This window comes from Thermoplasma sp., assembly GCF_023256435.1.
Lineage (GTDB): Archaea > Thermoplasmatota > Thermoplasmata > Thermoplasmatales > Thermoplasmataceae > Thermoplasma.
On record NZ_JAGDXM010000049.1, the window covers coordinates 9,413 to 20,660 of the forward strand.

Here is an 11,248-nt window from a genome sequence, read left to right on the forward strand (position 1 = left end):
ATAAGCATAAACGAAGCAGTGAGAAATGCCGCCCAGGCGGCGTCTGGGACTGATCCATCCGCAAAATTGATGAGATTTATGTTCACCGCAAGTATGGTAATGGAGAGAACGGAGGATACTACCATCTTTCTTCTGAAAAAATAGATAGCCATCATCAGATATATAGTAATGGTGAATGAGAGGATGACGAGCGTCGGAGGGAAGTGCATGATCACCGACGGCATGAACATCACGGCTGCCAGCACTGGATAAGAAAAGTTTTCGACATAGCCGCCTGTGGCCATAGGGGTGGTCATGTACAGCGGAAAATGCAGAAATTTGAATGCTCCGCTCATAACATGCGCGGAATATGGATTCATTCCATGCAGTATCATCAACGCTGCATAGTAGTCCAGAGCCAGTTCGTCAGTTCCAAACCTAGGATATAGCGGTAGGATCGAGAGCGCGAGGAATATGACCGAACCGACGATGGCCATATAAATTAGGGCAGAAAACCTGAAGTATGACAGTATGCTCATCGCAATTAGAACAACTGCAATCGTGGCAGCGGTATAGTTGGAGTACATCGCGGCCGCTATGACGGATAAGAGAGATACAGTCACGATGGCAAATACGTAGGCAAATTTCCTTGGATTTCCATGTTTTTCAGTCACCATATCATGCACAAGATAATAGTCCACGAATGCAAGGAAGAGTATCACCGGATCAAATGTGATATCAAAAAATCCGAATCTTACGATGATCGTGAGTATGAGCGCACTGTTGCCAGCAAGAAGTATGTAAACGGTTCTACGTGATATCTTCATGGAATGGCCTGTGAGCGCGTATATCGCAACGAATATTCCAGCTATGGATAGTGTCCACTGAAGCAGATCGATGTAGAGATCCAAATAGCCATAGACGGTCCAGAGATAGTATGCGATCATATACGCTATCACTGTGAAGCCAAGATATTCTATGCGTCTCACGGTTGACCACAGATCGTCATCATTCATATTCCGCACCTTCATACTTCACCGTCACCCCAGAATCAGGGCCGATGAAAAAGGAAAGTTCCGCGCTCTGCATCGGCCATTTGTACTCCATTGCAAATCTGGTTGCGTTCGAGAAACTGATCGCATGCATCCTATTGTTCACGATGAGATGGGTGTAATTGGAATTGAAGGAAAAATATTCCGATGAGACGGTATAGTTGAAGTTTCCGAATGATATTGTATATCCATAGATACCGTATCCGCTGATGTTGTACTGCAATGTTAAATTTTCAAGATCGGATGATACCTGAAACTGCTCTGAGGTCAAATTAAACCATTCTGTAGAGTTAAAGGTGAATCCGCTGGCCAAATAAACAAGTTTACCTTCGCCTTTCGTGGCATGCCATCCTGGGAAGGGTTCAGATGAAGAGTATTCCGGATACATCAGCATGGGGTTTGGTATTGGATACTTCGGTACAGCATAGAGACCATTGCTTCTGTACGCGGTCTGCATATGGCCATAATATGCGATGATCACAAAAGAGGTGTTGGATGGTAGCAGTCCGAAATAGTTATCCGGATATATGGTGAGATTGTTCGTTCCAGGGTGTAAGTACAGGTTTGTATGCCATAGAAGCCCATTTATGTTGTAGTTCTGTAAACCAGAATCTGTTAGGATGCGGAAGTATATGGGTATCGTTGTAGGATATCCATTTCCTGGTTCATAGACCATGGATATGTTCATCTCATCTATGACATTCGGTATGGAGATATTATCGTAATAGGCATTTATTGAAGCGATCTTTATGTCGCCATTTTGAGAATGGATGGGTATGGCAAAGCCACCGGTTATGATTATAAGGACGATAGAAAATGCGAGGAAGTGAGCCCTGTTGATATGCAGAGGTCTAATCATATTCTCACTGATCTTTATGTCAGGCAGGATGAGCATTATCAAAAATGGCCAGTACATAAGATAACTTATTAAAACCCTGAAGTTGAAGAGCATCACAAGTATGGGAAACGCAAAGAATGCGTATTTCAATGCATTGTAATACCTAACGTAGACAAAGAAAAGGAAAATTTCCATGGCCATGACCAGGACCGAGAAATACAGAGGATCTATGGGATAGTATCCGGCGAAGGCCAGTATTGATGGTCCAGATCCAACGCCTATTATATTCTGGTTAGCGACGCTCAATATGGAGATCAGCCATGCGCCAGGATTCATTATTATGAAGGGAAGATTAACAGCAAGGAAGGACGCAGCTGAGGCCAATATGAATTTTGCCTCATGTATGCCGCCGTATTCCTTAAGAATGAAATAGAGAAAGAAGGGAACAACTATGACCGGATCCTGTTTGTAGGCAACAGACAATCCAAGAAAGATGCCGGATATATATGGCTTTTCTCTGAATACGTATGCAAGGGCCAGCAATGTTACCCATATTATGGATGATACGCCAGCGATCGTGAATCCAATGTAGAAGGCGGAGACCATTATATATGTTATTATAAGTGGTGTCTGCAGTTTGAGATTGTTCTTTCTGTAATAGTATACAAGCAGGATTATTGATATAAAATTGAAAATTATTATCACATATGATGGATTGAAATGAAATAATAAGGCAGGGACAAACAGAAGGACCGACAGGCCAGGATAAATGAGAAAATAAACATATCCACCATCAAGCGTTGGAGTATTGAAAAGCGGTACCTGGCTTGTTGAGAAAAGCTTCAGCATGTTTATTTTCAGATACGGGTCTTCACCGTGAAGGAAGAGATAGGCTGCATTTGTCTGGATCAGAATTTCATCCTCAAGATAATAGCTGGCCACGTATCTTAGGGAGATCGAGATAAGCAAAAGCATAGATACAAACAGGGCAGAATAAATGAGAGCAGTTCTGATCCTTGGATTGAATCTTGTGGCAGAATTTATAGCAAGAAGTGAAGATATGATTATCAGAATCCATGACATGACGAGCGCAGAGAGATCGTAGTAACCGACCGATAGCCATGCCATATAGGCATAAACTATCAGAGTTAAGGAAAGGGCCAGATTCCATGACCGCTCTGCCAGCATGCTGTAGGGATAATAAATCATATATTAGATTTTTAGCACCACTCAAAATTGGATATGCGATTGACCATTTTTATAGAAAGGTTAAGGGTTTGGGGAAGCAGTAAAACTCCTTTTCGGACATGAGATACACGGACTCCCCTCAGTGGAAAGATCTATAAATTGTCTTTACATATTTTTTTGAATCCTCCATTATAATCAAATAGATGATACTTTAGTAAAATCGCTGAGATCCGAATATACGCCTGTTAAGATCGCTACTTCGGGCTTGTACGGATGTCCGGAAAGGCAGATGCCCCTTCGCTGAAAGGAAGATCCGAAGCTTTAGCATAGGAATAGTTCACCTTTCTCTGTCTTTCATCCTTTCCAGTCTCTGTATCCTTTTGGCTGGATGAGGATGATCTGAGAAGAAATCCGAGAATAGAGAAACTTTAGCTGTCTTCCATTCCTCAAGCAACTTTCTGTAATCCTCTGCTTCAGAAACGTCAGGGTTGCTGAAGAAGAGCATCTCTGTGAGATTGCTGGAGGTATTCTTTCGTCTCCGCCTGAAGGAATGTCCCGTATGACCAGTTGCTGAAACAATTTTTGCAAGCGCCGTCTGCAGCTTATCTGCACCACCATCTACTGTGAGGGCGGAGTTTATATCAGCATAACTCTCGCGCATCCTGTTGAATGCAAGTATCAGGAATCTGAAGAGGAAACTAGCCACGATTGCAACTATGGCAAGCAATAATATGCCGCCTGCATTTCTTCCTCTGCCATCTGAGAATAGCAAAGAGTATCCGAAATAGAATATTAGCGTTGGGATAAGTCCAACTGCCAATAGCATCTCGACATCTCTGTGCCTGAGATGTCCCATCTCATGTCCGATCACAGCCTTTATTTCTTCAGGATCGAGGATCCGGAGAAGTCCTCTTGTCACTGCGATTCGTCTGCCGGCTATTGGCGAACCATAGGCAAATGCATTCGGAATATCTACTTCAGCTATGTATATATCGGGTGTCTTGATTTTATTGCCTCTAGCCACCTCGCTGACTATTGAATTCAGCATAGTGTATTCAGGTTCATCCGGCGTTATCTTGTGTGTTCTGTACACCGCGCCGATCATGTATGGACCGAACAACCACTGCAATATATCCATTATTATGAATATCGGCGCTAGGATAATGAGGAGTGCCAGAACACCAATGTTGAAGCCAATATAATACATTATACCATAGATTATGCCGAATCCTATGGCGAATATGGCAACGCCAACGGCAAGGCTGCCCAGTTTGATCCGGATCGACATCAGGGACATATTTCCTGAATCGAAATCTGGGATTTAAGAATAAAGAAAAAGATACGAGAGGAAATGAAATCCGTTTGATATTCTTGGAGATGCGTCATCAGTTACTGGCCTTGCTGGGAGCATGCCATACAAGTCTCGAAGACATGATGTATCTTGACAGAAATGCTACAGCTATACCGATGAGATTTGCGGCGAGCATCTCCATTCCAGTGTCTACGAGTGCTGTAAATATACCAAGATTTATTCCTAGGCCTATTAAAGATGTGAGGTTGTGGAACCCCATCCTTCTGAAGAAGCCCTTCACGCCCTTCGATACCTCGCGATTGTTGAACGTCCAGTACTCGTTCATGAGAAAATTAGAAGTTATGCTGCTTTCGATGGCAAGTGCATCTGCAAACGTCAACGGCAAACGATATGATAGCATCTTGAGCATGAATTCATTGATTAGGATACCAGTCGTTCCAACAACCAGATACTTGGGCAGAGAGCTGTGGATAAGCTCATAGATCCCTATATATACGAAATTTTTAAGGTTCTGCCATACATTTGTTTCCACATATTTTACTCTGAACCTGTTGGCTGCAATTATTCTTAAGAGGACTTCTCTGGAGATCTTATAATGTCTTGATAAGATATAATCCATAACAGCAGAATTCATGAAAATGACATCAAGAGACGTTTCGGCCATCACATTATTTTCAGCCAAGACATGTTTGAATATTTTCAAAAGCAACCCAAGTCTTCTTTTTTCGAGTATGATATCGTACCTGTCGATGTCGTAAAGATTTGAGATTATGTCTTTTGAAGCATACCCACCATCGCATATCATATAGAAGGTGTTGTCATCAAGAGTTTGGGCAAATTTTTTCCGGTCTTTTTCTATAGCCTCTACAGTATATACTTTAATTTCGCCGAATGGGGGTAGATTTTTTGGTGCATCCTCGTCATGGGTTATGATCACCAATGTCTTGTCTGACAGAAAATCGCGTAACGAGACCTGCTGTTCTACGGCATTGATTGCTTGCTGAAATTCCATGGTGATATGCCTTATCGGTATTTCAGCTTTTAAACTTTTCTGGTATATGATTAAACTTCATCTATATTAAGTCAGACGATATATACGTGAAATGTCGAATAAATCTAAACACTCTCACGCGGATATTTATTGTCAAAATCCTGCATTGTCCACAGGTCGCTCACCGACGAAAGGTATTTTCTGGCGCTCGAGGAGATCTCTATTCTCGGCATTTCAGTTACGGTATCTATCCTCCTATAGTCCTGGGATATGTATGATTCTATTATCCTGTTCATGACAAAGATGTAGTTGTTCATATTTTTTTCATATGGTCTCGTTCTTGATATGTAAGAAAGCAGTTTCCCAGTTATTAAGCTCTCATAGGTGGTAAAATCCATATTCATGGAATTGGCCATCTCAGAAATATCGTTATATTTCAGATTTGCGGCTATAGTCAGATCCCGCATCGCCACTATCCTTTCAATCATGCTCCGGCTTTTGTCGTAGATCATCTGCCCTATGTCAAGAGTTGTCAGACTACCCAGTGGATAGGCAATTACACCGTAGGAATCAAACGCTCTGGCCATTAGATCGATATCTTCGCCACATATCAGCGGTCTCCAGTTCCCAACGTTCTTTACAGCTTCAGTCTGAAATCCCATGATGTTGGATAACAGTATTTCGCTGGTTCCTATATTTATGTATCCATATATGAGATCTGCATAAGTCAGGGAATAACTTATAGATGGATCGAATACAAAAGTGTAATTTCCTGTTGCCAATTTGATCGCTCTAGCCAACCCATCGCTTCTTTTCCTTGTGTTCTTTGATATGACGCGTATCTCATCGTAATAGTAGTTCTCATCATCAGGGGCCCTGGTTGATATCAATATCTCATAAGGATAACCGGTTTCTTCAGCTATATCGATCATGCTGTTAATTATTCCGTGAGAAGACACTATGCTGTCAACGGTGGCTATTAGGCTGAGTTTTCTCTCATACCTCACCGTATCAAGCCTGACAGCATAAACAGTTCTCCTCATCATTTATATCCCCAGGAATCTCTCGCTTTTCATCTTATATTCTTCCTTCTTTACCACATTTTTTGGATGCCCATCAAAGAAATTCTTTACGTTTTCGAACGCCAGACGGAATGCAAGATCCATGATTTCCCCAGACATACCTCCTGCCACATGAGGGGAGAGTATCAAATTTTGAAGATCGGCATCCTTGATATTTGGTTCATCCCACCAGACATCGGACAGATACCATCTGTCTGGAGTTTCTTTCAGGAATCTCAGCATATCGGACTTAAGGACTATGTCGGCCCGTGCGACATTCACAATAAACGCATTTTTCTTGGTTTTTTGAAGGATCTTGTAATTTATCATGCCTCTGGTTTTATCAGTGAGCGGGATCGATAAGACGATCATATCAGAGGATGCGAACAGTTCAGCCACATCATCCGTCAGCCTATCTACATTATCATCAGCACCCGATCTGGTATAAGCAACAATCTTCATGCCAAAGGCCTTCGCTATCTCCGCCACCCTTCTTCCTATCCCTCCATAACCCACTATACCCAAAGTTTTTCCATATAGAAGGGTAGTTGGTGACTGCTTGAACGTTCCAGATTTCATAAGTGAATCATTTTCTATTATGTTCTTTGCATGCGCGAGTATCAGAGCAAAGGTATGCTCTGCAACCGATATTGAATAGGCACCGGCATTGCTGCACAGTATGATTTTATTAGGAATACCGGCAACATCTATGTGATCAACTCCCGCGCTGATTGTCTGTATCATTTTTGTTCTATTTCCCAGCATATATCGATCTTTTATGATCTGCACTTCGGCATCAAAATAATCCGGAAACCAGTGTAAATCAAAATCCTGGAGTATGCTCTCAGCTATTTCCCGGACATGGGTATCAGCTGGGAAATTGATATAAACATCCATCATGACAATAACAAGAATCAGGAAATAAGGTTTATGTATGTCTCATGGCTTTTTTCTCATGTCTGCACATAAATATATACCGCTCACTATATTATTTCGCCGGATATCAATTAAGGAAATGCCAGGAGTCCGTAGAAAGCTGTAAGACACGATCTTCGACGATGAGATGCATGGATTTCCGCATATGAAAAATCCAGGAAAAATTTTGCAAGGATTATGATGTTATGATTGCTGATGCTCGAATACACGGCTGCTAATACAGCTATATCTGGCTTTCAAAGAATATGTCTGTGGAAGAAAAGGTAAGCGCATTAAGCTGGAAGATTCGATCCGTTGGAAGACTGATGTAAGTGTCTAGGATTCTGCATCAGAATGAGAGACGCTATTTCTATAGAGATCCTCAATCACGCTGTAATAATCGAAAGTTTCTATTGAGGATCCTGAGGATTCCAGAGCCTTTATTATTTCCCAATTTTCTATATCACTATTTTTTCTCAGTATGATCCTGTTTTCATCTCTGTTTATTATGTCCACACCGTTCAGCTTCAGATCTGTTCCGCGGATTCTGCCTCTAACTTCCAGATATCGATCTTTCTCTACAGGCCCGAAGTGTATGAGATGGCCATGATCGATTATACCTATATGATCAGCCAGCAATTCTGCTTCATATATGAGGTGGGTGCTTAGCACGATCAATTTAACATTCTTCAAATTCAAAATTATCTCCCTTATCTCCATCATCCCGTTTGGGTCAAGGCCGAATGTAGGCTCATCCAATATTATGATGTCTGGGTTACCTATGAGGGCAGCTGCCAATCCAACCCGCTGTTTCATCCCGCGCGAATATTCCTTTGTCTTTCGGTTCAGATAATCTCTGCAGTGAGTGAGGCCAGATACTCTGTTCACCTCTGAAATGCATCTTTCTTGCGATAATCCCTTTATCATGCATGTGAACATCAACGCTTCATAACCAGTTATGTATGGATAGAATTCAGGCTGCTCTATCAGCGACCCAACGGATGCGAGAGCTCTGCCTGGATCTTCTCTGACGTTGATACCGTTGATCCTCACCTCTCCACTCGTTGGTCTTATTATGTTGGTCATTATCTTCATAAGGGTGGTCTTTCCTGCGCCGTTAGGTCCAAGGAGTACAAGGCACCCGTTTCCCTCCACTTCAAACGATATATCGGTGAGGGCCTGAATATCTCCATATCGCTTTGATACTTTATTCACCGCTATATTCATCATTTAGCCTCCTTGTTTTCAAAAAGTACAGTTGCCGCCGCAAGGGATGCTACAAGATATATTATCATCACAGCGACCGCTAAGAATATCTTCGATGCACTAGCCGGAGAAAGCGATATTGTTGGAGAGAAGGTAAAAAGATTGATGTTGACGAAGACTTCCATTATTATGTTGGCTGCATTGTTGAGAAGAAAAGGCGATGTGGTGCTGTAAAGCAGGCTGGTTATCACGTCAACTGCATTGAAGACAAGAAAATAGATGATTAGAACCGTTATGTATGCGTAGATGTTTCTGTTGAATATGCTGCTTATGAAGAAAGTGAAGGCAAGGACAGAAGCGATGAATATAAGGGTAAGCATCAACGATAGGAGATACGAACTCATGTCTATGGTTCCGTAGATCCTTATGGTTATTATAGCTTCTAATATGATATATATCAACGAGATCAACACGGTGGCTGCATAGGCAGCAGCGTATTTAGCTGATAGAATAGTCATTCGTCCTACAGGCAGCGAAAAAATATGAAATGCCGTCCTGTCTTCTATCTCACTTGATATGGAGGGAGATCCAAAGAAGACAGCTGCATACACTGGAATATCAACCAGCACAAAAGACCAGATATAGTCCAATGCTCTGGATTTCAAACTTGTGGTGATCGTGGTGCTGTCAAATCTGTCAAGAAAAGTGTTAATCTTGCTCTGATAGCGGAATGAAAAATACGACATTATTCCGCTGATTATAATGATCAGCGCTAGCATCAGGTAAAAGCTTTTGGAGCGATAATAATTTTTGAAATAATAGGAAAAAGCAACAGAAAATTTATTGGGCATTGAGGACACCCATGAGATCATAGGCTGAAATCAAACTTCTAATGTCCAGTTTGAATTTTACATTGAAGTCATGTACGCTTATTATCTTAGCCCCTTTCATATTCGAAATCGCTGAAAGGAAGTACGACTCATAGGTATAATTCAGGAATCTTATGCTTCCGGTTAGATTATTTCCTGTTAGGTTGAAATATACAGATTTCACGATTTTATTTCCAACGTTGAATACGGCCATCGATACATTTGCACTGCTGTTCAAGTAACCGGAATATCCAATCGCATTCCTGCTGCTCAGTGTTGCGTTGATGGATTCATAGATGCCATTGAGGTTCCCCAGCACGATGAAGCCGTTACTTTCATAGAGATAAAGAGTCTGATTTGTAATGGACAATCCAATGAATGCGAAGCTCAAGTTTCTGATAACGTATATACTGTAATCCTTATAGTCAGCGTAGAGGCTTATGTTCGTCTTAGATGTAAAGTTTGAACTGGAATTAAAAGTAGAACCGTTCATTCCATTTCCATGCATCAACGAAGAGATTCTGCTGAAATTTACGTTGGATAAAGATGAAGTATCAAATATAAGGCCATAGCTCCTGTTATTGGCATAAACATAGAAATGAGTTCCGTTATAGTTAACATAACCAAGGACATTGGTGTCAGATGGCGCATAATAAAGTGGATCTGATTGCCTCTGATTCGCATTGTTAAGCGTAATCGCATAATATATGGCCGGTGCTATTACCGCAAGGGCAATCGCTATTATCAAAAGGCGTTTCAGAAATACGTTCACATTTACTCATCATGAAATGATATATAAGTCTTTTACCTATAGCCTGATACTATTTGACGCGCCAAGATCAGAAATGATATATGCAGGTCAGCACATAATCCTGCATGGACGCAAAAGAGTACTTGAATGAAGGTGCGAGAGTGAGGTTAAATCTTGACGTCGCCCGGATTACGGGAATAGCTCAGAAGATATACGATGCATTCATGGCTGGCAACAAGTTAATCGTTTTCGGAAACGGAGGATCCGCAGCAGATGCCCAACACTTTGTCGCAGAACTGACGGGTCACTTCATGAAGGAGAGAAAGCCTCTGCCCGCTATGGCATTGACAACTAACACCTCTTCGATCACCGCTATATCTAACGATTACTCATATGATGTGGTATTTTCGAGGCAGGTTGAAGCGTTGGCTAAACCTGGAGACGTGGTGATAGGAATAAGCACTTCAGGTAATTCCAAGAACGTTATAGAGGGGTTAAAATCCGCCAAAAAGCTTGGGTGTCATACGATCGGCTTTACCGGAAAGACCGGCGGACAGATTAAGGATATCGCTGATGAAACTCTATATGTGGACTCCAACATGACATCCATAATACAGGAAGCCCATATAACTGCAATCCATATGATCTGCAGCATGATCGATGAACATTTTTAATGACTTCTTTATTGGCCCAGCAAGGTGGAGATCCATATCATAGGAAAATTAACCACAAATTTTCTGGAAAAATATACCATTTTTTTGCATGGCCTCTTTTTATCCAGCTTTGTCTGACTTAGTCATACTGGAACAGCCGGTCTGACGGTTTTCTAAGAGAGAAAATTAAATATTACAGAGTAATAACTTCAAAAGTGGAAACAGGTTCGAGTAAGTTTAAGCATTTGGTAGTCAACCAGCTGGGCTTGAGACACGCGATATCTCAGGCCGTAGCATTGAATGCCCCTGCCGGTACTATCGTTCTTTATATCGCTGGAACTGCTGCCCTAATAACTGAGACTTTTGTTACTCATCAGGAAGGCGCTTATGCCATACCGCTGATCCTTCTTCTGTCGCTTGTGATATATGCGCT

Annotated in this window: 10 protein-coding genes and 1 pseudogene; 2 read left to right on the plus strand and 9 right to left on the minus strand. The window is 41.7% G+C overall.

Features of this window, described 5'->3' with window-relative positions:
- The 9 genes from Q0C15_RS06790 to Q0C15_RS06830 form a co-directional block, all read right to left on the minus strand.
- Positions 1-995: hypothetical protein (locus tag Q0C15_RS06790; protein WP_297217606.1), on the minus strand; the 995-nt coding region annotated here is incomplete at its 3' end.
- Positions 988-3,057: a glycosyltransferase family 87 protein gene (locus Q0C15_RS06795; protein ID WP_297217608.1), complete on the minus strand. Its 2,070-nt coding sequence runs from the start codon at positions 3,055-3,057 to the stop codon at positions 988-990. The genes Q0C15_RS06790 and Q0C15_RS06795, both read right to left, overlap by 8 nt.
- A 337-nt stretch (positions 3,058-3,394) precedes the next feature.
- On the minus strand, positions 3,395-4,354 hold the full coding sequence (gene htpX / locus Q0C15_RS06800; RefSeq protein WP_297217610.1) for a zinc metalloprotease HtpX: 960 nt from the start codon (positions 4,352-4,354) through the stop codon (positions 3,395-3,397).
- Positions 4,355-4,442: 88 nt separating this feature from the next.
- The gene (locus Q0C15_RS06805; RefSeq protein ID WP_297217612.1) at positions 4,443-5,381 is read right to left on the minus strand and encodes a GtrA family protein; all 939 of its coding nucleotides are present in this window, start codon (positions 5,379-5,381) and stop codon (positions 4,443-4,445) included.
- Positions 5,382-5,485: 104 nt separating this feature from the next.
- Positions 5,486-6,406 (minus strand): hypothetical protein, encoded by a 921-nt coding sequence (locus tag Q0C15_RS06810; protein ID WP_297217614.1) that lies wholly within the window; start codon positions 6,404-6,406, stop codon positions 5,486-5,488.
- The gene (locus tag Q0C15_RS06815) at positions 6,407-7,321 is read right to left on the minus strand and encodes a 2-hydroxyacid dehydrogenase (protein ID WP_367181987.1); all 915 of its coding nucleotides are present in this window, start codon (positions 7,319-7,321) and stop codon (positions 6,407-6,409) included.
- Between the two features lie 351 nt (positions 7,322-7,672).
- Positions 7,673-8,566: an ABC transporter ATP-binding protein gene (locus Q0C15_RS06820; protein WP_297217618.1), complete on the minus strand. Its 894-nt coding sequence runs from the start codon at positions 8,564-8,566 to the stop codon at positions 7,673-7,675.
- Positions 8,563-9,414, minus strand: coding sequence for an ABC transporter permease (locus tag Q0C15_RS06825; protein ID WP_367181988.1), 852 nt, complete (start codon positions 9,412-9,414; stop codon positions 8,563-8,565). The genes Q0C15_RS06820 and Q0C15_RS06825 overlap by 4 nt, the downstream gene beginning before the upstream one ends.
- Positions 9,383-10,183 (minus strand): hypothetical protein, encoded by an 801-nt coding sequence (locus Q0C15_RS06830; RefSeq protein WP_297217622.1) that lies wholly within the window; start codon positions 10,181-10,183, stop codon positions 9,383-9,385. Before Q0C15_RS06830 ends, Q0C15_RS06825 begins: the two co-directional genes overlap by 32 nt.
- Before the next feature lie 104 nt (positions 10,184-10,287).
- On the opposite strand from Q0C15_RS06830, the gene Q0C15_RS06835 reads away from it, so the two are divergent.
- Positions 10,288-10,836 (plus strand): D-sedoheptulose 7-phosphate isomerase, encoded by a 549-nt coding sequence (locus Q0C15_RS06835; protein WP_297217623.1) that lies wholly within the window; start codon positions 10,288-10,290, stop codon positions 10,834-10,836.
- 224 nt (positions 10,837-11,060) lie between these two features.
- A pseudogene (locus Q0C15_RS06840) lies at positions 11,061-11,248 on the plus strand (APC family permease); the annotation flags it as partial.

Coding starts and splice junctions, on each gene's coding strand:
- Q0C15_RS06795 (WP_297217608.1), bottom strand. CDS start 3,057: ATGCTGGCAGAGCGGTCATGGAATCTGGCCCTTTCCTTAACTCTGATA.
- htpX (WP_297217610.1), bottom strand. CDS start 4,354: ATGTCCCTGATGTCGATCCGGATCAAACTGGGCAGCCTTGCCGTTGGC.
- Q0C15_RS06805 (WP_297217612.1), bottom strand. CDS start 5,381: ATGGAATTTCAGCAAGCAATCAATGCCGTAGAACAGCAGGTCTCGTTA.
- Q0C15_RS06810 (WP_297217614.1), bottom strand. CDS start 6,406: ATGATGAGGAGAACTGTTTATGCTGTCAGGCTTGATACGGTGAGGTAT.
- Q0C15_RS06815 (WP_367181987.1), bottom strand. CDS start 7,321: ATGATGGATGTTTATATCAATTTCCCAGCTGATACCCATGTCCGGGAA.
- Q0C15_RS06820 (WP_297217618.1), bottom strand. CDS start 8,566: ATGATGAATATAGCGGTGAATAAAGTATCAAAGCGATATGGAGATATT.
- Q0C15_RS06825 (WP_367181988.1), bottom strand. CDS start 9,414: ATGATCTCATGGGTGTCCTCAATGCCCAATAAATTTTCTGTTGCTTTT.
- Q0C15_RS06835 (WP_297217623.1), top strand. CDS start 10,288: ATGGACGCAAAAGAGTACTTGAATGAAGGTGCGAGAGTGAGGTTAAAT.